General features: G+C 57.9%; 18 protein-coding genes. 12 read left to right on the forward strand and 6 right to left on the reverse strand.

The window, feature by feature from the left end; genetic code table 11:
- Positions 1-861 (forward strand): glucose-1-phosphate thymidylyltransferase RfbA, encoded by an 861-nt coding sequence (rfbA, locus tag D9V28_RS14445; protein WP_121659788.1) that lies wholly within the window; start codon positions 1-3, stop codon positions 859-861.
- 637 nt (positions 862-1498) lie between these two features.
- Here rfbA and D9V28_RS14450 read toward each other — a convergent pair.
- The 6 genes from D9V28_RS14450 to D9V28_RS14475 all read right to left on the reverse strand — a co-directional run bounded on the left by D9V28_RS14450 (position 1499) and on the right by D9V28_RS14475 (position 12380).
- Positions 1499-3661 (reverse strand): hypothetical protein, encoded by a 2163-nt coding sequence (locus tag D9V28_RS14450; protein WP_183086504.1) that lies wholly within the window; start codon positions 3659-3661, stop codon positions 1499-1501.
- 163 nt (positions 3662-3824) lie between these two features.
- A complete protein-coding gene (locus tag D9V28_RS14455; RefSeq protein WP_121659790.1) occupies positions 3825-4730 on the reverse strand; it encodes a glycosyltransferase family 2 protein in 906 nt (301 codons plus the stop codon).
- On the reverse strand, positions 4718-6385 hold the full coding sequence (locus tag D9V28_RS14460; RefSeq protein WP_121659791.1) for a glycosyltransferase: 1668 nt from the start codon (positions 6383-6385) through the stop codon (positions 4718-4720). Before D9V28_RS14460 ends, D9V28_RS14455 begins: the two co-directional genes overlap by 13 nt.
- 126 nt (positions 6386-6511) lie before the next feature.
- Positions 6512-7696 carry an acyltransferase family protein gene (locus tag D9V28_RS14465; RefSeq protein ID WP_121659792.1) on the reverse strand — a complete coding sequence of 395 codons (1185 nt, stop codon included), beginning with the start codon at positions 7694-7696 and terminating at the stop codon, positions 6512-6514.
- On the reverse strand, positions 7689-10037 hold the full coding sequence (locus tag D9V28_RS14470) for a cyclin family protein (RefSeq protein WP_121659793.1): 2349 nt from the start codon (positions 10035-10037) through the stop codon (positions 7689-7691). Before D9V28_RS14470 ends, D9V28_RS14465 begins: the two co-directional genes overlap by 8 nt.
- 69 nt (positions 10038-10106) lie before the next feature.
- Positions 10107-12380 (reverse strand): hypothetical protein, encoded by a 2274-nt coding sequence (locus D9V28_RS14475; protein WP_188422842.1) that lies wholly within the window; start codon positions 12378-12380, stop codon positions 10107-10109.
- Between the two features lie 259 nt (positions 12381-12639).
- Between D9V28_RS14475 and D9V28_RS16380 the strand changes: the two genes are divergently transcribed.
- From D9V28_RS16380 to D9V28_RS14535, 11 genes are all read left to right on the forward strand, one after another.
- Positions 12640-14094, forward strand: coding sequence for a glycosyltransferase (locus D9V28_RS16380; RefSeq protein ID WP_229728061.1), 1455 nt, complete (start codon positions 12640-12642; stop codon positions 14092-14094).
- A complete protein-coding gene (locus D9V28_RS14490; RefSeq protein ID WP_220700492.1) occupies positions 14091-15101 on the forward strand; it encodes a glycosyltransferase in 1011 nt (336 codons plus the stop codon). Before D9V28_RS16380 ends, D9V28_RS14490 begins: the two co-directional genes overlap by 4 nt.
- On the forward strand, positions 15098-16066 hold the full coding sequence (locus tag D9V28_RS14495; protein WP_121659795.1) for an NAD-dependent epimerase/dehydratase family protein: 969 nt from the start codon (positions 15098-15100) through the stop codon (positions 16064-16066). The genes D9V28_RS14490 and D9V28_RS14495 overlap by 4 nt, the downstream gene beginning before the upstream one ends.
- A gap of 116 nt (positions 16067-16182) precedes the next feature.
- Positions 16183-17115 (forward strand): glycosyltransferase, encoded by a 933-nt coding sequence (locus tag D9V28_RS14500; RefSeq protein WP_244934443.1) that lies wholly within the window; start codon positions 16183-16185, stop codon positions 17113-17115.
- A gap of 2 nt (positions 17116-17117) precedes the next feature.
- On the forward strand, positions 17118-18038 hold the full coding sequence (locus tag D9V28_RS14505) for a glycosyltransferase (protein ID WP_121659797.1): 921 nt from the start codon (positions 17118-17120) through the stop codon (positions 18036-18038).
- Between the two features lie 60 nt (positions 18039-18098).
- Positions 18099-19253, forward strand: coding sequence for a UDP-galactopyranose mutase (gene glf / locus D9V28_RS14510; protein ID WP_121659798.1), 1155 nt, complete (start codon positions 18099-18101; stop codon positions 19251-19253).
- A gap of 172 nt (positions 19254-19425) precedes the next feature.
- A complete protein-coding gene (locus D9V28_RS14515; protein ID WP_121660113.1) occupies positions 19426-20232 on the forward strand; it encodes an ABC transporter permease in 807 nt (268 codons plus the stop codon).
- Complete coding sequence (locus D9V28_RS14520) at positions 20216-20965, forward strand: ABC transporter ATP-binding protein (protein WP_121659799.1); 750 nt, start codon at positions 20216-20218, stop codon at positions 20963-20965. The genes D9V28_RS14515 and D9V28_RS14520 overlap by 17 nt, the downstream gene beginning before the upstream one ends.
- A gap of 62 nt (positions 20966-21027) precedes the next feature.
- On the forward strand, positions 21028-21894 hold the full coding sequence (gene rfbD, locus D9V28_RS14525) for a dTDP-4-dehydrorhamnose reductase (RefSeq protein WP_121659800.1): 867 nt from the start codon (positions 21028-21030) through the stop codon (positions 21892-21894).
- 44 nt (positions 21895-21938) lie between these two features.
- Entirely contained in the window at positions 21939-23042 is a 1104-nt protein-coding gene (locus D9V28_RS14530; protein WP_268234438.1) for a glycosyltransferase family 4 protein, read from the forward strand.
- A gap of 455 nt (positions 23043-23497) precedes the next feature.
- Positions 23498-23882: sugar phosphate nucleotidyltransferase (locus tag D9V28_RS14535; RefSeq protein WP_183086547.1), on the forward strand; the 385-nt coding region annotated here is incomplete at its 3' end.

A 23882-nucleotide genomic window follows, 5' to 3' on the forward strand; every position in this document is an offset into this window, starting at 1 on the left:
ATGCGTGGAATCATTCTCGCCGGAGGATCGGGCACTCGCCTTTGGCCCATCACTAAGGGCATCTCGAAGCAACTGATGCCGATCTATGACAAGCCCATGATTTATTACCCCTTGTCCACCCTCATGATGGCGGGTATCACGGAGGTACTCATAATCACGACTCCGGAGTACAACGCGCAATTCAAGGCGCTCCTTGGCGATGGTTCCCAACTCGGCATGCGGCTCGAATACGCAGTCCAGCCCTCGCCCGACGGCCTCGCGCAGGCATTCATCATTGGGGAAGAATTCATCGGAGATGATTCTGTCGCCCTCGTTCTCGGGGATAACATATTCCACGGAGCCGGACTGGGAACTGCACTGAAGAAGAATTCATCCGTCAACGGGGCACTCATCTTTGCGTACCACGTGGCTGATCCCACAGCGTATGGAGTGGTCGAATTTGACGACTCGATGCGAGCGGTTTCCATCGAAGAAAAGCCGCTGCAGCCGCGCAGCAACTACGCCGTCCCAGGCCTTTATTTTTATGACAACAAGGTAGTCGAAATAGCAAAGTCTATTGAGCCGAGCGCCCGAGGGGAACTTGAGATTTCGTCGATCAACGAGGAGTATCTAAATCAAGGCACCCTCAAAGTTGAGATACTAGCTCGCGGCACCGCATGGCTGGATACCGGCACCTTCGAATCGATGATGCAGGCCAGCGACTATGTTCGTGTAATCGAAGAACGCCAAGGATTCAAAGTCGGTTGCATCGAAGAGATTGCTTGGCGCAATGGTCTTATTTCGTCCGCGGAGCTCGGCGAACTGGCAGAGCCGCTCGTGAAGAGTGGATACGGTCGCTACCTGCAGACCCTGCTGAAGTAAATAATGTACCGAGCACAACTTCGGTGCTCCCGCTACGCGAGACGTTGGACGTCCGCAACGTGGGCGCTACGCGGAAACGCCCGCGCCTTGGGTTGAAGTGCCCAGATCGCACCTGCTCCTCATGTGAGCGACGCCAAACTGTGCTCACTGTCAAGGGCTGCGCTACCCCAGCACCGGGACATGAAATTCAAAGACGGTCAGATGTTCGCCATTTCGAATCTTTGCATCGCAAGGGCGCCGCCGGTGAGGCAACGACAATGGTGATGATGACCCTCCGGATATCGCCAGAGAGCGCGCAGCCTCCGCGCGCAACCGCGGCGAGACGTCCACTCGGGTGCGCGCGTAGCGGCCCGCTGGAGACCGCTACGACCGGCTCTTTGACCTCCCGCGCCTTATGGTCAGACGATCTCTGATCCAATCAGGGGCTCACATGTTTCAGGGACCCGCAAGGCTTCCGGTCTCTCGTGACAGGGCATGGGGCCTGCGCCACCACCCGATCGCAAGTGAACTCGAATGCGGCTTGCGACTCTTCCAAGGCATGTCTCACTCCGCTTGTGGCTGAGAGCTAAGATCGCGTTCGAGCCCACAGTCGAGCCGGCTCTGAGCTGCGCGTTCCTGTGCGTGGGGGCTTACGGGTTCAGGCGGGATCCAGGGCCTGTACTCCTCTGTCAGATTCGTCACTTCGCCCAATGCGATCGTTCCTTCGTCTGAGAAACACCGCTACTGCCCAGCCAGCAACGCCCATGACCGCGAGCACGAACGCGGCCACCTCTATATGCCAACCGGGCGGTCGGAAAGTTATCGTCACAGTGTCCCCGACGCGACCTCCGGGGACGTCCACGCCGAGGAGGAATCCATCGACAGGGCTGCGAGTCAAGTCGGCATTCTCTGCGAAATAGCCAGGCCAGGCCAACCTGCTAAAAGCCACTGTGCCACCGTTCGAAGGGACTGCGACCACTCGCAAGTTGATCTCGGTGTCACTTATTCCAATCGTTTCGACTTCGGTACCTTCGCTCGTCCAAACGACTCCCCCCGCGGGAGGAATTGGTTCTATGCGCGTCCACTCAGCCGTCAGCCCCTCGTCCGAAACAACCCTCCATCCTGGCGGCGGCGATTCCCAAGCGGACGCGGGTACCGATGTTTTTAGGATTTGGAGACTGTTTATGGATAGTTGGTCGACGAGAAGGAGCCCCGTAGCCCGTCGCTCGAAGAGCGAGTCAAGCAATTCCGGGCAAGTCCCTCCTAGGTACTGCAAGCAGAGCGCGGAGTTGTAGGCTGCAAAACCGATCAACTGATAGCGGTTCTGTACTCTAGCTGGACTGAGATACCACGAGTTTGCCATGGACGTTTCTCGCCAAGCGGCTGGGTTACCTCCATACTGCGTTGGGTCGCCGACCACGAGCACATCGCCTGGGAGGTCTTGCAGGACGCTCTTCGCGATACTCGTATCCGCCGGCACATTGTTTTTGGAAAGCGGACTCGCTGGAGTGTCGTGGTGCTGAATCAAAGTCGTCATAAGTGCAATGGTTGCGACAACGCCGGCGACCCGGCCCCATTGCGTCCCGTCTTGACGCCACCTGTTGGTACGTAAAACGAACCAAACCAGAAATACTCCGACCGATGCGCAAGCAAAGGCTGCAAGGAGCGCAAGTAAATGGCTCGGTAGCTGCGCCCATGCCAAATACGCTCCAATCGCGATGATTGCCAGCGCGGCAATCAGCCTTTGTTTACTCATTCTCGGAGCCGGCCATCGACTGAGGAGAATCACGCTCAGCAAGATAGCTGCGAGCGCTACATAAGGCATGAAACGCACTGGATACCGGAGAGGTCCGATCACCGTGGGAAGCAGGACATAAGCTGTCGCGAGAACGAGCACGATCGCCACATCACGAATCAACGCTCTACCCGCGACCGCCCTTTTCCAATCGACAAAACACAAGACAGGAAGGAACCAGGCAATGTAGAGCATGGGGCTGGTAGCCGTTGGGCCCGTCCACCACCATGAAGCAACCTGTGGGAACGCGGTTGCGAGCGTTGAGCTGAGCAGCCCAGCGATATCCGTGGCCATCATTCCGTCGTTGCCAACTACGGACACGGCACGATTCGTCACCGAGCCCGTTAGCACGCCAGGTAGAAACACTGTCACCGCAACGAGAACGAGGGCTAGTCCGACGCCGACGACTTTCCACGCGGATGGCCAAGCGCGACGAAGGAGGGCATCAATCCCGACCGCAAGCAACACGAACCCGATCGCAAATGTGCCTTGAAGATAGCCCACGGTGACAATCAAGTAGCCGCTCAGGAAAGCCCACAAGGGCAGGTCCGCGCCAAGAACTAAACGTCTCAACATGAGCCAGAAGTACGGAATCAAAGCCCACACAATGAGGCCGGTAACCCAAGACGGGCTATCGAAGTAGACGGTGAAGCCGTTTAACGTCACGGCGACGCCACCAACGAAAGCAAGCTCGGGCCGGGCGCCATACGACCGCGCCAGCAGGAAGACCCCAACCGACGCCAACACAAGGAAACTTATCTTTATCGCTGTCATGGTGGCCACTGCGTTACCACCGAGATAGGTCATCACGCCCAGCAGCATCATCAGTGGGTTCCAGGTGCCCCATTGACCCTCAGCGAGGAAATTCCCGCTCGACCACACTGAGGGGTCTAGGACAGGAATCTTCCCGGAGGTCAGACTTTGTCCCAGATGGAACCAGACGCCGAAGGCCCCATTCTCGGTATCATCCTGAAAATAGAATCGACGGTTCCACATCAATGGGAGCAAGGCAAGTACGGCAGTCAATCCCGCAGTCGCCAACAACCATGAACCGGCGTGGAGCGCAGGGCGTGCGGTGTCGTCCCCTTGGGTACTCTGCCCAACCATCGTGTCGTCCCTTCGGAGCGGTCCCGTCTGTTTCAAAGCGGCCGAAACGGGCGGCGAAGCGGTGCGGAGCCCGCCCGTCACCCTAAGCGTCCGCCAGCGACTGCGGGAAATCACGACGCGGGTTGAACCCGACTGCTTGGGCGAGCTTGCCGAACATGGTCACTCTGTGCCGCCACGCCACTTTCCCTCGCTTCATCCCAATTACAACGCGCGCCGCGAAGATCAAGAATGAGAACACATTCTGGTGGTGGAGCCTGTACGAGCCTTCATTTCTGACGCCGTAGGCGAACTTCCAAGCATTTCGGTCGTCGATCATCCCAAAATTCACGCCCCTGTTATCGCCCATGTCATGAACGACGACGCTGCTCAATACCTGAACACCAGGGCAAATCGCAGTCAACCGCAGGGTGTACTCGTGATCATCAAACCAAATAAAGTACTCCGCATAGGGCAGGCCGTTCTTCTCAATCGCCCAGCGGGGTATAAGAACCGATACGAACGAGCAGCTCTTCACCATGACGCTGTTCTGCCCACGCGAGATTAGGCGTGCCCAGTCCCAAGTCGTTTCCGGGTTATTCATCTCGCAGATTGAGCCATCGACAAAGTTGACCAGGGAACATGCGAACGGAACGTCCGGACCAAGTTCGCCGACTGCTGCGTCATAACCCCGTTCGAGTTCACTCAACGAGTCAGCCGCTGGGTAGCAATCATCATCCATGATCCACACGAAGTCGTGCCCCAGGTCGTACGCTCGTCTCATCCCTGTAGAGAATCCGCCCGCGCCCCCGGTGTTAGAACCGAGCGTCACTATCTCGAGCCGATCGGACGATGGCAAGCCTTGTAGGTACTGACCAGTTCCATCTGTTGAGGCATTGTCAACGATGATCAGTGCATCTACCGGGCGCGCCTGCGCTTCTATAGATTCGATGACCGTCTTGAGCTTCTCGAGCCGGTTGAATGTGACAATTACGGCGGCTATTGTTGCCATTTGGTGTAAAGCTCCTTGGTCCATTCATGGGCGGGGCGAAGGCTAGCGAACTCATTGGCGAGTTGCCTCTCCTGTTGCCAGTTCTTTTCGCGCAGCGGCTCGGATTCGACCAAGGCGCGGACGATTCGCTCGGATTCGTCGATGAATCGCTGCGGCGAGCGGGGAACCAGAAGGTCAGGTGCGACCAAAGTTGACTGGGAACCTACATCGGCAGACAACACGGGCACTCCGGCTTCGATAGCCTCAATGGTTGTCAGAGTGACGCCCTCGTTCTGAGAACTCACCACCAAAAGATCACTTTTCGCGAGTGTTTCGGCCACTGGGATCTTCTCAGTTGCGAATTCAACTACGTCATTCAACTTGAACTTCGTTACTTGGTGCCTGACAAAATCTTCCAATTCCCCGCTTCCGTGCAGAATGAATTTCACGGGCAGTCCGCTGTCGACCAGCCGCCTGGCTAAGCGAACGAACAGGTAGGGCCGTTTCTGATGTGCCAAACGTCCGACAAACGCCACGGTGAATAAAGCTCGGTCGCGCCGTGATTTGACGGCAGATGCCTGCGGGGTTTCGAGAGTGGTTAGGCCGAATAGTGGAGCGAGCGCTACCTTCTCCGGAGCCACGCCCTGAACTCCGATCAGCCACTCTTTGAGCTGCGGAGAGATCACGTGATGAATGTCGATGTAATCGTCGTAGCGCGCGCCGTGATACGGATAGCCACCGCCGTTGTACTCGAGGATGTGGAGAGTCTCAACGATCGGGACCTGCGGGAGATGCGCTCGTAGCCAAGGTAGGCGGTCGTACAACCACATGCTGTGGTGGACAAACACCCCAGACAAGTCATAGTTGGCAAGTATTGCCTCGAGCAACGGCTCCGAATGCTCTGGCTGACCAACCGGGTGAGTCAACGTGATGACGATGGCACCGTCGAGTTCCGCCTTGGTAATCCACGAATGGGATGAAGGTACGTCCGTAATCACGATTGGGACGAATCCCTCGCTGCGCGCGAGACGAATAGTTTCCACGGCCCAGCGCTCCGCCCCTCCCAAGTCGAGCCAATGCAAACCGAACAAGATCGCTTTCGGTCCCTCGATGAGGGACGGTTCGGCAGGAATCGCGGCCACTCGCTCGCGCGGTATTCGACGCGTGTTGAGCTCGGCCTCACGACGGTGGAGTAACCTCTGCCTCACAAAGTCATATTGCGCAGGGAAACGTCGTTCAGCTTCAGCCCGCAGTCGCCAGTACGGACTCAAACGCGACAGCGTCGCATGAGCGGTTACAGTTTCAGGATCGCGGTCGACAATGATATGCCGCTCCCCTGTCTCGACGTCAGGAACCCACTTGCCTTGGACGGGTGAATAGTGCTGATGAACGTTGCCTCTTGCTAGGCTTCTAAAGGCGAAAGAGCCCACAAATTGAGCGTTGGTTCCATGTTCCCCACGACGCGTAGAGAAATCCGTGTAGTGGGTGTGATCGCCTGCATTAGCGATATATATGAAAGCCGTCAGCTCGGCTCCTGGGTTGTCCAGTGCGTGAAACACGATGGCGCTCGAGACCAAGCGGTCCTGCCGGGCGCTCAGAGCCTCGCGAACATGCCGCCTGCGATCGATGTCCATCACTTGGAATAGCTCAGAGACGTTCGCGCCGCTCTCTTGCATGAAACATGAACCTTTCGATGGGAGTTCCCGGTGCCACGCCCAGCGAGCAGGCACCCGCCAACCGATCCAGTATAGGCGACCGACCTTGAGGCTCTCGCTGGAGCCTGACGGGGAACGCCGACACGCCTATATCCGGGTCATCGGCGCGTCGTTCACGGCCCGCTCGGGCACGTGAGCCAGCGACATACGCCGCATGGCCCGCCGACTCGGTTCTTCCAGATAGCGCCAAAGTACATATCCGCAAGCCACGACAACTACCGGAATGAGAAGGAAGCCCAGCTTGGACCCGATCGTTCCGGGAGCGAGCAACCCGACTTTCTGTTGTAGCCACCAAAAAATCTCTATTAGGGGCATGTGGACGAGATACACGCTGTACGAAATCATGCCGCCAAGAACCATGACTCGATTCGCTAGCAGCCGCGATAGGCCCCCTTGGCTTAGTGCGAGGCCACCGATCAACACCAACAGCACCGGTATCAGCAAGGCTCCAGCTTGAGGGCGACCGATTAGCTCGATCGCAACAGCCAGTGCAAAAAATATAACGACCGCCGCCCAGGTGACGCCTTGGGCAAGCTTCTCTGTCCTCTTAGAGTCGCTGACTTTGGCCAACGCGTAATAGAGGACTGCGCCAGCCATAAATTCGCCAAGAATCCGCACAACCCACATAAACGGTGCGTATAGCCCCAGCGTGGCCGAGAAGAGAACCACAGGAAGGAGAGCTCCGAAGGCCAAACCCATCAGCGCCCGCCGCGAAAGAGCATGACCCATGCGATATATGAGCAGAGCGATAACGGGAAAAAGAAGGTACGCGAACGCTTCGGCCGAGACTGACCAGGCCGCTCCATTCCACGTAAGGCGTTCAAAATCCGGCTCCGTCCATTGCACGATCAGGAGAGCTTGGCGAAAGAAACTGAGAACGCTGTATTCCCGAGGTGCTACCGGGTCAGGTGAGGCAGTTGCTACGAAAATGCCATGCCAAATGGCTGTGAAAAGCAGCATTGCCATATATGCAGGCCATATTCGCGCGAGGCGCGCCCACCAGAAGACGGCAACCGATCTGCGCGTGAACGTCACGCCCATACGGTCTCCGTAGTTCATCGCAAGAATGTAGCCGCTTAGCATGAAGAACAAATCCACACCAAGCTCTCCATGCGACACGACCGGGCCTATGACCGCGTACAACCCAGGCGCTTCGGAAGCGATATTCCCCCGGATGTGGAACAACACCACCCATAGTGCTGCGACTATCCGGATCCCAGTCAACGATCGCACATGGCGTACCGCACCGGGGGCTATTTGGGCATCAGCCATTTGTTTCTTCCTCAACTGCCGCTTGGTTGGATCCTGCCGCGCGCGGCGCGCTACCGGGCTGGGGAGCGGCAGCTGTGGCGCGGCTTCGGAGCCGGTGTTCCAGTACGAGGCGCTCGAGACCGCCCGACCCGGCCGGGTCCGACAGAGCGTTTCGCCGATGCCGTCGTTGCACCTTGGCGGCTAGCCACAGCACGGTCCACGTAAGAACAAGAACCACGAGCAACACAGCGGCGATTATCTGGACCTTCCCGCCCGGATTTACGAACGCAACGGTCACTCTCTGGCCCTCGCTAGAAGCAGGCACGTCGACCGACATGAGAAACCCGTCCATTGGCTCAGAAGAAACGGTTCCACCGCTGACCTCGTACCCCGGCCACGAGATACGACTGAGGGCAAGAGAACCTCCGCCCGCTGGTACAGAATCGGCGACGAAGGTGACGGAATCCTCAGAGGAGACAACGTTGGACACCGACATGCCTTCGGACGTCCAGACCACCCCACCCGCGCCCGCAATCTGTGTTTTTCTGCTAATCAAACGGGTCTGATCAGAATCCTCCACGATTTCCCAGCCGGCAGGTACAGTCTCCCATTCATTGGCTGTAAACACTCGCTTGACCAGTTGAATACTGCTGACGCCCAAATTGTCAACGAGGAGGTTGCCGGTATCCGGCTGGATCTCAAACAATTTTCTATACAGGTCTGCGCACGTTGACCCTTGATAGACCATGCACAAAGAGTCCTGGTACCCAGGGTAGAAGACGGATGTGTATGCGTTTTGGACGCGAGCATCCGATACGTACCAAAGATTACCGATCGAAGTCTCTCCCCAATCATCCGGGTGAACTATCCCGTCCACAATTCCCCCTACCACGAGCACATCCCCAGCCGCGCCGGCCAGAGGGGACCGCAGATCGCTAACCGAATGGGGCACTTTGTAGTCGGTCAGGGGGCCATTGGGGTGCACGACATGCTGGGGCACGACGACAAGGCAAGCTCCGGCCAGCATCAACACCGGCACGGCGGTCGCGGATAGCCCAGTGAGCCGACCTGAACGGAGATGACCGGACGGAGACCCGGTCGCCTGACTTGTGGGCGCTGATGTCAAGCGGTAAATCAGCGCGAACACAAGCAGAGCGACGCCGGTGAACAGGAGGATCGCGGGCCCATACTTTGGGGACTGGACGAACGTCAGCCAGGCGCTAGAAACGGTGAAGGCCACCGCTGCCACGAACCGTCGGCGAGGGACCGGGCGCAGGAATGCGCGAGACAGTCCCACGGCGAGAATCACCAAGAGGGGAAGCGCAAAGTACGGCATCATCCTGATCGGTATCCGCAGAGGGCCAAAGTCGCTGGGAAGCAACACTCCCACCAGTGCAACCGTTAGGACTACGATGACGCTGACACGCGCTCGAAGCAAGGGCGCGAGTTTCGACCACTCAATGAAGAAGAACAGCGGGAAGAACCAGGCCGTGTAAAGCAACGGAGCATCAGGAAAGTTGACACCCCATAGCCCGACCTGAGGCACTCCAACTGCGGTACTTGACGCGAAAATACCGGACAAATCCGCCGTCAACAATCCTGTGTTCACCACGCTCTGCACGCGACCCGAGACTCCCGCAGTCAAGAGCGCAGGTAGGTGCACGATCACCGCAAAGAGACCGGCCCCTATCGAGACCACGAACCCGCGTACCATCGTTGGACCGTGCCGGAGCAAAATCGCCTCAACCAAAGTCGCGGCGAGGGCGACCGCCAGGAAGAGCGTCGCATGAAAATATCCGATGCCTATCAGCAGCATGCAAACGAATATTGAGAGAACTAGTCCTTTCCCCCTGAATATTGCTCGTCGCGCAAGTCCCCACGCGAACCCGAAAAAGCTCCACGCAAGCAATCCGTTGACCCATGACGGAGCATCCAAATAATATGTAACGCCTACGAAAGGGAGGGCGGCCGCGACTGCTGCGGCGAATGGTCGGGTCGCAGCAAAGGTTCGGGACAGGACGTACATGCCAAGCCCGCCCAAAACTAAGCAGACCACTTTTACGCCAGTGCTGAACCACATGGCGTTCGGCACTAGGTGTGACGCGAGGCCGATGAGCCACAGCGGCGGACTGTAAAGACCCCACGCCCCTTCAGCGAGGTAATTCCCGGACTGCCAAACTAGAGGGTTGATGGGCGACCAGTTCCCCTCCAAGATACGGGTCCCGATTTCGTACCACTGCCCATACGCGCCTATCTGCGTGTCGTCGACGAAGAAGTAGGAGCGGTTGACTAGCAGGGTCCCTGCCGCGCCTGCCAGAATCGCCAAAACGACGAGCAGGGGCCAAAGGAAACGGGAGCGCATAGGTCACCATTATCCCTCATCACTGAAGGGACGACCTCACCGCACCCGCTCGCTCGCTCCCGTCGCTCTCTAGTAGGGCCGCCCATTCGCGATGTCTGCCAACCCCTGCGGACCCGCGGTGAGGATGCTTGGCGCCGAACCGCCGTTCAACGATAGAAGTTGTTCCCAGCTAGTGACCGCTCGCTTCGTTCCACCGATTACGTGGTAAACGGTCGCACTCTCCGCCGCTTTCACGAAGACCGAGGACAGAGGGCCACTATCCGCGAGAGTCAGCTGGGCGCAGGTGAGGTCGGCAACCATCGTCGATCTCAATCCAGTGACGCCCGGTGCGCTGAGGGGATACAGGCGACCGCCTGCAGCGAAATAGGCGGTCCCTCCGCAGATGAGTTGCCTACTCAGACTTTCGCCGGCCTGAACATATCCACTCATGGAAGCAGCGTCCGTTTGTGACCAATTCTCTATGCCGAGTTCGGCCGTGGTCACGAAGGATCCCACCGGGACCCTCTTGTCGAACCCATCGATGAGGAAGACTGTGGGATTGTCGGCCGTACGCACCAGACTCGCAGGAGACAGAATCGAAGGCCCGCTTGGCATTGAAGCAACATTCGCAGCGGAAATGGCGATCACCTGCGGGGTTGCGCCGCCATTGATAGCGATCGCCGCAGTCCACGATTCGATTTTCGAAGCCTTGCCACCTCGAAGAACGTACACGTTCGGGGATCCTGCTGGCTGGATGAAAACTGCCGGGCCGTCTGCTCTCGCGCCTTGTGGCACCCGTGAACAGAAGTCGGAGCTGACATCGGCGACCGGTATTCCGGCGGTCGCGGCTGACGGCGCGGCCCGCAGCGTGCCTTGCGACATCATGAATACTGCATTGTCACATCTCACCGCGAGCGAAAGGTCTTGCGTTCCGCGCTGGTATCCCGCAAATATTGCGTCTGGTACCACCGCATAGCGGGACTTACCTATCTCAGCTGGGATGGCAAATGAGGGAACCGGGATCAAGCGATCTAGTCCGTCGACGATGAACACTCGTGCGTCGCCGGCCGATTTCACAAGGGATAACGGCTCGAGCAACGTCTTTCCAAGCGCTAGCTTGCTAGCAGCCGACGCGGAAATGCTGGTCAAGTACGGCACCGCGCCACCATTGAGAGTCAACACCGCATCCCAACTATGAATGGGATGCCTGACATTACCTGAGAGCCAGTAGACCGTGGGCGAACCGGCAACCAGGAAGTACGCTGACACGTCAGCTCCTGTCCCAATGCGACCGAGCTGCTCAGATGTGAGGTCGATAGCTGCCCCACAGGACGAGCCGTACGCTACCAAGAGCTCGCACGACGAAAAGCGATGCTTTTGGCCGTTTTCGACACCATACACGTCGCCGTTCAAGGGGTTACGAATAGTTGTACTCGCCGGCTTCGATGCGGTCGCGTATCCGTTGAGGTATGCGCTACTCACGACACGATAAGGCCCGAGAGCCGAGAGAGTGTTGAAGACCTCCATTGAGGGCACTCGATACTTTGTCGTCCCCGACACGAGGTAGAGGTCTGGATTGGAATCTGTCCGGAGGAAGTAGCCGCCATTTTGGGCACTTCCGAACCAGTCGGTGAACATTCTCCAAAAATTACGATTGCCGTACGCTGAGCAACCGTCGCCGGTGCCGTAGAGGTTGTTTAGGGCCGCGTCGTTCGGCCGGTAGGGCGTGTAGTTGTAGAGACCCGCCGTCGCTTGGTTCTCGATATATAGAGGTGCGCTGCCGCAGGCAGCGGTGGGATGCCACTGGACGTTGTTGACTCGCCCTGCTCGGTGATTGAAGTACGTCGGATAGTACTGGTACCTCTTGAACTGTAAAGCAGCGTTATACACCTGGTTGAAGTAGCCGTAGTACCGTGCATCACATTGCGCCGTGTCCGGACAAGCGAAACCCGTGGCAGAGCGGTAGCTTCCGGCGCCAGGGCTGGTCGCACTCACTAGGCTTTGCTCTTTTTCGAGAAGCACAATAAGCACCTGCGGGTTGATCCCGCACGCGATTGACACCCAATAGATGATCGCTGCCGCCGACAAGTTGTTCTGACCACTAAGCGGGCTGCACCCGGCAGCTTGAGAAGGCTGGGAGGTCGTAGCTTGGCTGTAGTCCTTGAGACAGGTGTACCCAGCCTTGCAGTTCGGCACCTTGCTGTTCAAGAACGTCTGAATTTGCCCGACGGACATTGTCCCCGAATCATAAAACGTCGCGTCGCTTATGATGTTGCCGGGATTGAAATCGCTTGCCACGGCGGCGGACGCCGGCTCTGGAGGCTGGAATGCCGTAATCAGTCCGCAGGCGACAACGAGAACCATGATGAGTTTGGACCACGCATTAGGGTGCGAACCCCTGCTGCGAGTCTGAGCTGCGGTACCTACCATTGTTGCGTCCTCGATGTTTAGCACGGTCGGAGATCGACTCAAAGTCAGCCTATCTGCGGACGGCCGCGGGGCCCTCGACCCTGATCCTATTTGATTGTGGGGCGCAACTCCGGCACGGTATACAGACTCCCCCCAAGCACCACAGGGTAATGTTGCGCAGGTACTTGCCCTGCCACGAGAAAGCTTGACTGCAATGATGACCGTTTCCGCGCCCTCCGACCGGGAACTCCCGCACCCGCCTGCTGGCATGCAGGGCGAAGCTGGTCCGCTACTGCGTCTCTTTCGTAATCAGAAGATTGCGTTTCTGTTCGTCGGCGCGACGAACACCGTCATCGGTTTCGCCTTCTTCGTAGGGTTTGAGTTCACCATAGGACGGCTCTGGGGCTATCTCGCTACGCTCGCTTTCGCGCATGTCTTCAGCGTCCTGTGCGCATTCTTCCTTTATCGACGTTTCGTTTTCCGCGTGCGCGGGCACGTCTGGCGAGACTTGGCGCGCTTTGAAGTGGTCTACCTGATTTCGCTCGCGATTAACTTCGCCCTCCTTCCGTTGCTCGTCGAGGTCGGGAAGATCCCACCAATTCCCTCCCAAGCGCTCATCGTCTTTGTAACGACGATGGTGAGCTTTTTCGGACATCGATCGTTCTCATTTCGTCGTTCAGCTGCGAAATCCACCGAATCCACAACCGATAGTGAGGCCACCGGGGTTCAAATGCATCAAAAACACTCAAACTTGCCAGAGCGAAGTCGTCCACTAGTGTCAGTCGTCGTTCCGGCATATAACAACGCCGAGTATCTAGAAGAAACGATCGAGTCGGTTCTCGCCCAGACGTACGAAAATCTCGAGATAGTCATTGCTGATCACTCCTCGACAGACCGAACTCTAGAGATCATGAACCGCTACGCCGGTCTCAGCAACGTCAAGCTGTTGTCGACCGAGGCTGGAGGCGGAGCGCTACGCAACTGGAACCGCGTCAGCCAAGCAGCCACAGGTGAGTACATCAAGCTGGTTTGTGGGGACGATCTTCTGTACCCGTGGATAATCGAGGAACAAGTATCTCAGTTCCTCGCGAACCCGAGCGTGGTCCTCGTTGCCTCATCGCGTGACATCGTCGACGCACACAATAAGCCGTTGGTTCGCAATCGCGGCATCGCGGGCATGACCGGCCTCCACCGTGGAGCCGCAGCAGCTCGAAAGACGGTTCGCGAGGGCACTAACATCTTCGGCGAGCCGGGTTGCGTCCTTATGCGCCGCGCATCGCTCGAAGCAGTTGGCTGGTGGGACTCACGGTTCCCCTATTTGATCGACGAGGCGACCTACATTCGGGTTCTGCTCACCGGTGATTTTGTGGGCATCAAGCGTTCGTCGGCAGGTTTCAGAGTGTCGGACAGCCAGTGGAGCGTCAGACTCGCAAAGCAGCAAGTAGAACAGGCAACGGGATTCCACCGTTGGCTTGCCACTTCACGACCTGACGTCGTTTCGAGCCTGGACCTGCGAGTGGGCAATGCGCGAGCCCGCCTTACTTCGGCGCAGCGACGCTTAGCATACGTCTACCTATCGCGGCGGATGTCACGAACGAACGACAGGATTGCCGTGATGCGGCCCGAGCGAAGCTCGGCTTCGAAACAGAAAGATGGTTCCAGGTCGTGACATCGACGAACGCCCGCGGATACGACCACAGCATCTCTGTGGTGGTGCCCGTATACCAAGGCGAGAAGACACTTCCCTCGCTCATGCGCGAGATAGCTCCGTTTCATGTCCCGTCGATCACGCCAGGGGGCAGCAGTTATGCCGTCACAGAGGTGCTTCTCGTGTTCGATCACGGGCCTGACCGCTCGGCGGACGTGATTCGTGAACTCGAAGCGGAGTACCCATTCGTGAGGGGAGTATGGCTTAGCCGCAACTTCGGGCAGCATGCGGCAACGCTGGCCGGAATGGCCTCGTCGGGAGGCGACTGGATTGTCACCCTCGACGAGGACGGCCAGCATGACCCATCTGATATCGGCGGGCTGCTCGACACTGCGATGGACCAAAGTGCTTCGGTGGTATATGCCCGGCCGACTAATGAGGCACCTCATGGGACTCTCCGAAATGCCTCGTCAAAGGGTGCGAAATGGCTTCTGGCAAAAGTTTTCGGAGGAGAGAACGCCTCCGAGTATCAGAGCTTTCGCCTCGTTCTTGGCTCCATCGGACGTAGTGTCGCGGCATATTCTGGTTCGGGGGTATATCTCGACGTAGCCATGGGATGGGTTGCCAATAGGACCGCTACATCGCCAGTGCTGCTCCGCCAGGAGGGGGATCGCCGCTCGGGTTACTCGACCCGCCGGCTGTTGTCTCATTTTGTTCGCATGGTGCTCTCGACTGGAACGCGCGGCCTGAGAGTCGTGAGCGCTCTAGGTGTCATCTTCGCGGTGCTTGGCGTTTTGATGACCGTTTTCATTTTCGTTCAACGCATCATCGGTGGAGTTTCAGCAGAAGGTTGGGCGTCAACGATTGTCGTTATTCTGCTGAGTTCGGGCGCAACGCTATTCTCCCTTGGAGTGATCGCTGAGTACATCGGAGTCAACGTCAACATGGCGATGGGCAAGCCCCCATATGTTGTCGTCACGGATCCGGCCAACGGGCCACTTGGACGAAAGCCGACTCAAAACTCGTGACTCTTCGCGTCTGGACAATCGGCGCTCGCGGATTGCTCGGAGCTGCGTGTGTTCGCTCAGTCCTCCGTCGGGCGCCATACTGGGTAGCGCATGAAAGCCGCCCGCTCCCCTGGTCTGATGCGAGCCGTTTTGCCGATGCCGTCGATGAGGCGGGACGCGAATTCATTGACGCGTTGAATGAGGGCGACGAATGGGCGGTTTTGTGGGCCGGTGGAGCTGCGGTAACCTCGACCCCCCAAGCACTACTCGACCATGAGATCGATCAACTGACTATCGCTTTAGATGCCATCGGCCGCGCTGCCCGAATCAGAAATGTGGAAAGCCAAGGGACGTTCTTTTACGCGTCCTCCGCGGGCGGCGTCTACGGGGGCTCAGTTGACCCGCCATTTGACGAGCGCACGCTCCCGGCGCCCATTTCCCCATATGGCCAATTCAAAGTGGTTGCGGAGAAAACGGTTCGACAGTTCTCCGATCGCTACGAGGTGTCTAGTGCAATCGGTCGGATATCGAACCTGTATGGGCCGGGGCAGCGCATGGACAAAATGCAAGGAATTATTTCGCATCTTGCCCTGGCACAGTACTCCCCTAGGCCAGCCTCGATCTTCGTCCCGCTTGAAACTGTGCGCGACTATTTCTATGTCGACGATTGCGCCGATCTGGTGTGCCGCTTTGTAGGGCGCGTGCGCGATGAGACGCGAACGGCGGGCACGGTCAGCGTCACGAAGAATTTGGTCTCCGGCCAGGGCGTGACCATAGGAGAACTTCTTGGTCTTATGCGCGATGTGTCAAAGGGGCACCCCCATGTGATGCTCGGCTCCTCATCGACAGCCGCTCTGCAAGCCGTCGATCTCCGCATCCAGTCCAATGTCTGGCCTGAATTGGACCGCGTGGAGAAGACTCCGCTTGCCGCCGGTATCTTCGCAACCATGCAGAATATCCTTAGCAGCATTCAGCGCGGCCAATGACTGTGCGGCGTGCCCGGCTCGCCCATGTGGCAGTCCCTCTCTGCGAAATTTGACATCTCGCGAGCGTCACCTCACCCCATCCGATTGAGAGAAGCCTTTTGAAAACCGTCGCCGTTGTGGTCGCGTACAACCGCCGAGAACTTCTGCTTGAGGTTCTCAAGGCCTTACGTGCCCAAACGCTTGCCCCTGATGCCGTGGTCATTATCGACAACGGATCGACAGACGGGTCGGCCGCCGCAGCCATGGCGGCTTTCCCCGACGTCGACCTACTGACGCTCGCGCGGAATACCGGCGGAGCTGGCGGCTTCGCAATTGGCGGTGCCAGAGCACTCATTCGCCACGATGCGGACCTCGTCTGGTTCATGGACGACGATACTGTTCCGACCCCCGGAGCTCTAGCGGCCCTTGTGTCCGCATACCGGCGGCACCCGGCAGAGCCGTCGGTGCTAGCGTCGAAGGTCGTTTGGTCAGACGGCACTGATCATCCGATGAATACGCCCCGCCGGAAACCAAACGTCTCGCGTTCCGAAGCTGCGCAGGCGGCATTGGTCAACGCAATGCCAGTTCGATCGGCTTCCTTTGTGTCTTGCTTAGTTAAAGGATCGGCGATTCGGACACTCGGACTGCCGGTGGCGGAATACTTTATCTGGAACGACGACTTCGAGTTTACGGCGCGCCTTCTAAAGGATGGGCTCGGCCTGTATGTGCCGGAAAGCGTGGTCGTGCACAAGACCGCGAAGTTGACCTCGGCCCGCTCGGACCCGGGATCCCGGTTCTACTACGAAGTAAGAAACAAATTGTGGCTGTTCCGATGGTCGTCCGCACTAAGAAAGAATGAAACGGCGACATATGCTTCGCTCGCCATACTGCGGTGGATGTTTTTGCTCCTGCGCTCGGACGATCGCAAAACCCTGCTCTCCGCCCTGCGGAGAGGCTGGTTGGACGGAATGCGCACCCGCCCCAGGAAGAACGCCGATGTGCTGGCGAACTTTGGCGAGGCTACTATTCACCTCGCCCTCGTCGAAGACGCCGTCCTACCGGATCGCTAATCATGGCTGACCTGCCACCGTTTTCTCTCCTGATCCCCGTGTACTATGGCGACAGTCCCGAGTTCTTGCGACACGCGATGTACAGCACGGTGCAGCACCAGACCGTCCGCCCGAGCGAGGTGATCCTGGTACAGGATGGTCCGGTCCGCGAGGCGATGGCCAAGACTATTCAAGCGCTGATAGACGAGTGCCCGGTGCCGATGCTTCATGTGGACCTTCCCGTGAATAGCGGCTTATCCACGGCGCTCGATCGTGGGCTGGAGATGTGCAGATTCGACATCGTGGCGCGCATGGACGCTGACGACCTGTCCGCGCCCAACCGGTTCGAGAAACAGCTCGCTCGCATAGCGGATGGATACGAACTCGTCGGCAGTGGTATGTACGAATTCGAAGCGGACGACGACGGTCAAATCCGCGATGGCATCCAGCGGATCCCACCCGGGACGCCCGACGAGATAGCGACCTATGCACGTTTCCACGACCCTTTCAACCACCCCACCGTGGTTTACAGTCGCAAAGCCGTCGCCCGGGCGGGGGGCTATCAGCAACTCGGTCTAATGGAAGATTATTGGCTCTTCGCCCGGATGATCGCCTCGGGTGCACGAGTTTGTAACATTCGCGAGCCACTTGTCAGGTACCGGATTAGTTCAGGCGCGTATACGCGACGAGGCGGGCTTCGGTTGCTGAGGAGTGAAGTCCAACTCCAGACCGCCTTCCTGAGGGTGGGCTTCACCACGCCTCCGCAGTTCGTGAGGAATATTTTGGTGCGAGGGCTGTACCGGCTCACCCCAGAGTTGATTCGTCGAGTCTCGTATCGCAGGCTCATACTGGCGAGACGCGGAGATCCGACGCAGAAAATACGATTCGGCGACGAGGCCTCCGGCGACCCCTCACTGAGCCCTAATGAAACACCGAAGAACTAACCAATGTGAACGGTCAGCTATACTGAACCCTTTGCAACCTGGCTTTAAGGAACATTTTCTGTGAACGTAGATCTGCTGGTTGTCGGCTCTGGATTCTTTGGTCTGACCATCGCGGAGCGTGTCGCGAAGGAACTCGGGCGAAAGGTCGTCGTAATAGACCGTCGGTCGCACATCGGTGGTAATGCCTACAGCGAGGCGGAACCCGAAACTGGCATCGAGATCCATAAGTACGGTGCCCACCTTTTTCACACCTCAAATGAGGTGGTCTGGGACTACGTTCGGCGATTTACGAGTTTCACGAGCTACGAACACCGCGTCTTCAGCAATTACCGTGGAGAAGTTTTTCCGCTGCCGATTAACCTAGGCACAATCAACCAGTTCTTCCGCTCCGCATTGTCACCTGATGAAGCGCGGACTCAAATAAGTGAACAGGCGTCGGAGTTCTCGACGTCATCCGCTGCCAATCTTGAAGAAAAAGCCATTTCGCTTATTGGGCGTCCGCTTTACGAGGCATTCATCCGCGACTACACCGCGAAGCAATGGCAAACCCCGCCTGACCAACTGCCAGCCGAGGTCATAAGTCGACTACCAGTCAGATACAACTACGACAATCGGTACTTCAACGACACATATGAGGGTCTACCCACCGACGGCTACACAGCTTGGCTTGAGCGAATGGCAGACCATCCGAATATCGAGATCAGGCTGGACACGGACTTTTTTGATTCCACCCAGCCGTTCAACAAGAATGAGACCGTTGGGAATGTGCCGGTCGTTTACACAGGCGCAATCGATCGCTACTTCGACTATTCACAAGGTGAGCTCGCATGGCGAACGCTCGATTTCGAACAGGAAATCCTGCCAGTTGGGGATTTCCAAGGCACTTCCGTAATGAATTACGCAGATGAGTCAGTACCTTTCACCCGAATCCATGAGTTCCGCCACTTCCACCCAGAACGAAATTATCCGACGGACAAAACCGTTATCATGCGGGAGTTCTCGCGCTTCGCATCGCAGAACGACGAACCCTACTACCCGGTGAACACTGCCTCTGACAGGCAACGCCTCATAGAATACCGCGCTCTGCAGGACGACGAGAAGGACGTCTTCTTCGGTGGCCGACTAGGTACCTACAAATATCTAGACATGCACATGGCGATTGGATCCGCGCTGAGCATGTTCCAGAATAAACTTGAACCGTTCTTCGCTGTATAACAGGCCGCCACGGCCCGAGCATTCAGCCCTACGTATCTCATGTGGCCTCATGGCCGTTCCCCCGTACCGCTGCATCGCGGAACCTGTCACGACTTCAAAGGAATAGAGTTTGACTGAATCAGTCTCCGGTCCGGACCGCGATTTCGTTAGGCCTGGGCAGGGGCTCGGCTTGATGGATGTCCTTCGTCGGCGATATCTCCTGAGCCTGCTCATCCGCAAAGAGGTACAGATCAGGTATCGAGGGTCCATTCTCGGATGGCTCTGGTCTTATGTGAAGCCGGCAGCCCAGTTCCTTGTCTTCTTCCTTGCCCTTGGGGTCTTCTTACAACTGAACGGGTCGATCGAGAACTATCCGATCTACCTGTTCTCCGGCCTGATCGTGATCAACCTATTCAACGAGGCGTTCGGCAATTCCACCCGTTCGCTGGTCGACAACGGCGCCTTGATCAAGAAAATCTATCTCCCGAGAGAGCTATTTCCGGTCTCGTCAACCATCGTCGCGTTGGTCAATTTCCTGCCACAACTGGTGATTCTTATAGTCGTCTGTTTGGTTATCGGCTGGGACCCGACTATTCCGCAGTTGGGCGGGACCCTTCTGGGAATCGCCATCATAACCACATTGGCCATTGGGCTTGGAATGCTATTCGGTGCCGCGAACGTTTCGTTCCGTGACTCCCAGAATTTCGTCGATCTCATAATCATGGTCGCCACGTGGGCGTCGCCCGTTCTCTACCAGTGGACTCAGGTCGCCAAGATCGTGCCGGACTGGGTCTTCTTCATATACCAAGTCAATCCACTCACGGCGGCGGTGAACCTACTTCACGCAGGCTTCTGGTACCCAACTACAGAGGGCAGAGGGCTTCTAGCGCCAAACTTGTGGCTCTTCGGACTCCTCGGTCTCGCGATTTCGCTCGCCGTGCTCACAATTGGCCAACTCGTATTTCGACGCCTGGAGGGTCGCTTTGCCCAAGACCTCTAACATCGGCGATGATTCTCGGCCGAGAATCATCGTAGAAAAAGTCCGCAAGACGTTCTTGCTTCGGCACACCCACTCGCTCAAAGAATCCGTCATAGCGGCAGTACGAAAAAAATCACTAACATCCTCGTTCAACGCCTTGAGTGACGTAAGTTTTGAGATCCGTCCGGGCGAATCGGTGGCTTTGTTGGGGTTCAACGGGTCGGGCAAATCGACTCTCCTCAAACTGATTTCCGGAGTCCTGCAGCCGGATAGTGGCGACGTTTTCACGCGCGGCAGGATCGCAGGCCTCATTGAAGTCGGAGCAGGCTTTCATCCGGATTTGTCCGGGCGCGAGAATATTTACCTGAACGCGGCCATCTTAGGGATGAACCGGGAAGAGATCGACGCTCGGTTCGACGCAATCGTTGCCTTCTCCGAGATCGAGCAGTTTATTGATACCGAGGTGAAGCACTACTCGTCCGGTATGTTCTTGAGACTTGCCTTCTCGGTGGCTATTCACACAGAAGTAGATATCCTGCTCGTTGACGAGATACTTTCGGTCGGCGACGAGCCTTTCCAGCAGAAGTGTTTGAAGCGTATCCGTGAATTGCATTCCGAGGGCAAAACCCTTGTCGTCGTGAGTCACGACTTGGATATGGTGTCCGACCTCTGCGAACGGGGCATCCTTATCAAGGAGGGCCGCGTCGCCTTCGACGGGGAGTCAGCTCTCGCCGTTGCCCAAATGCGAAGCTAGCTTCGCATGGATCGACCGGGAACAAGCGTGACGCTGCCCCGGCGCAGAGTAAAGGATGGAAAATGCGCTACCTCATCACAGGGGCTTCTGGGATGCTCGGGTCTGACCTTCGAGTCGCACTGAGAGGCCGTTCTGTCACTGCTCTAAGGCATGCTGACCTCGATGTCACTGATCTCGACGCAGTTCGCGCGGCAGTCGCGGGACACGACGTCGTCATCAACGCCGCCGCTTATACAAAAGTCGACGACGCGGAATCGAACGAAAGCGAAGCATTCGCGGTCAACGCCACCGGAGCGAAAAACCTCGCCATAGCTGCCAGCGAGGCAGAGGCAAAGCTGGCCCAGGTGTCCACCGACTATGTCTTCCGAGGCGACGCTAGCGCGCCATACGCAGAGGGCGCTCCACGCGAACCGCTGTCGGCATATGGACGCACCAAGGCTGCAGGCGAAAAGGCGGCCGTCGCCGAGCACCCCCACGGCACCTACATCGTGCGGACGGCTTGGCTCTACGGCGAACATGGGAGCAACTTTGCCGCCACAATGCTGCGATTGGCTGACAGCCATCCGACGGTCAGCGTGGTGACGGATCAAAAGGGCCAGCCGACGTGGACTAATGATTTGGCCGAACAAATCGTTGCCCTTGTCGATTCGGATGCGCCAGCTGGCATTTACCACGGCACCAACGCTGGGGAAGCATCGTGGTTCGACTTCACCAAAGCTATTTTCGAGGAGATTGGTCTGGACCCGCAGCGAGTTCAACCGACGAACTCAGCCGCGTTCGTGCGTCCGGCGCCGCGCCCTTCCTACTCTGTGCTCGCCCACGATGCCTGGGGGAACGCTGGCCTGTCGCCGATGCGGCACTGGCGCGAGGCGCTAAAGGACGCGGTCGCAACTGGTGCTATCGCGCGTCCAGGGACGACTGACTTGTAGAAAGGCCTATCATGGCGACAACTCTTCGGGTGATCGTTGACCAGATGGTGACCCCACTCCCCAATGGAATCTCTCGTTACGCGGAAGAGATGACACGGGCGCTTATCCAAACAGCTCCGAATGGATGCGCAGTTGAAGGGGTCGTTTCTGCGCTTCCTCCGGAGAAAGTTGCCGCAGTAGAAGCGTCACTCCCCGGACTTGAGCGGTTGCACCGAACGACTCTAGCTCGGCGCGAACTCGCCGCGGCTTGGCAACTCGGGATCGTTCCTTCGTTTGGATCCGGGATGATTCACTCACCAAGCCTGTTAGCACCGTTGCACCGCCACGAAAGGGAATTCGACGCTACTCAGATCGTGGTGACGATTCACGACACATTGGTATGGACGCACCCGAAATCGTTTACACCGACAAATGTCGCGTGGCACAAGGCCATGCTGAAGCGGGCCAGGAAGCATGCGGATGCCATCGTGGTGCCGACTCACGCCGTCGCCGAGCAATTGACTGAAATAGCCGATTTTGGCGACCGCGTTCGTGTCATTCCCGGGGCTGTCGCTTCCGGACTAGCAGTGCCGATCGACGCTGATTGGCGCGCCAACAGATTGAACCTTCCGAGCGAGTACATTCTTACCGTCGGATCTCTCGATCCGCGACGTGGCATCACTTCCCTCATCCATGGGCTCGGCGGAGTCGGAGCCCCCGATCTCCCAGTCCTTGTTCTGGGGCCCGACACATGGGGAGAACTGTCGCTCGCCGTTGTCGCCGATGAGGCAGGGCTGGCAGAGGACCACGTTCGTGCGCTCGGTTATTTGTCGGATGAAGACCTCGCTGTGGTTCTCGATCGCGCTTCTGTGTTCGTCTACCCGAGCTTGCAAGAAGGGTTCGGCTTGCCCCTGATCGAGGCGTTCTCATTTGGAACGCCAGTCGTGCATTCCGACGACCCCGCACTCATGGAGGTTGCAGGCGGTGCGGGGATCGCAGTCGAGCGAGGTAAGAAAGGGTACGGCGAGAGACTAGCCGATGCCGTGTCATCCGTCCTTTCCGACTCAGAACGCGCCGGGCGTATGAGTATCGTGGGTCAAGACCGAGCCCGCGCCTTCAGCTGGCGCGACTCCGCCGAACGTGTTTGGGCGCTGCATGCGGACCTCTAGCCTTCGGTTACACAAGCGCTGACCGGCGCTCACCCGACAGGAGCGCGTCTTTAGCCGGAGGTTTCGAGCTCATCTACTCCAGAAACTGATCGGAATCGCCGAGCCCAATGCGGTAGCTCCACCAGCATGTCAAACACCGCCGTGAGGATTCCCGAGGCGGTCGGCCGGGTGATGCGGAGGGACAAATCGTTCGCCGCGCTGCTCAAGCGCTGGTGTGACGAACCGTGCCGCGATCTCTCACCGACACCCTCGTCCTTTATATGGCCGAGAAGCTATATAGAGTTGGTCGAGCAATCCCTCTGGTCGGGCGAGAAACTCATTCCTGGAAGTAGCAATCGATTCCGCGCGTGGTGCTCGAAGGTCACGAACGGCTGCTCCTTGCGCATCCAAGGGGAAGTCGACGCGGCATGCCACACGTCGGCAAACCATACGCCGACAACGGTTAAGCTGGAATCATGCCTCAGCCCGTACGCAAAGTCGTTATTCCCGCCGCAGGTTTTGGTACCCGGTTCCTCCCGGCGACGAAGGCACTTCCAAAAGAGATGCTTCCCGTCGTCGACAAGCCGGCCATCCAGTACGTCGTCGAAGAGGCCGTGAGCGCCGGACTCAACGACGTCGTGATGATCATCGGGCGAAACAAGAACGCCCTGGAAAACCACTTTGACCGGGTGACCGAGCTTGAACTTGCCCTGGAAGAGAAAGGGGATAAGAAGCGGCTTCACCGGGTGGTTGAGTCGAGCGAACTTGCTGACATCCACTTCCTGCGCCAGGGCGACCCCAAGGGACTCGGCCACGCTGTGCTTCGCGCGCGCCGCCACGTGGGCAACGAACCGTTCGCCG

Source organism: Mycetocola zhadangensis (genome assembly GCF_003668565.1).
GTDB classification, from domain to species: Bacteria; Actinomycetota; Actinomycetes; order Actinomycetales; family Microbacteriaceae; genus Mycetocola_A; species Mycetocola_A zhadangensis.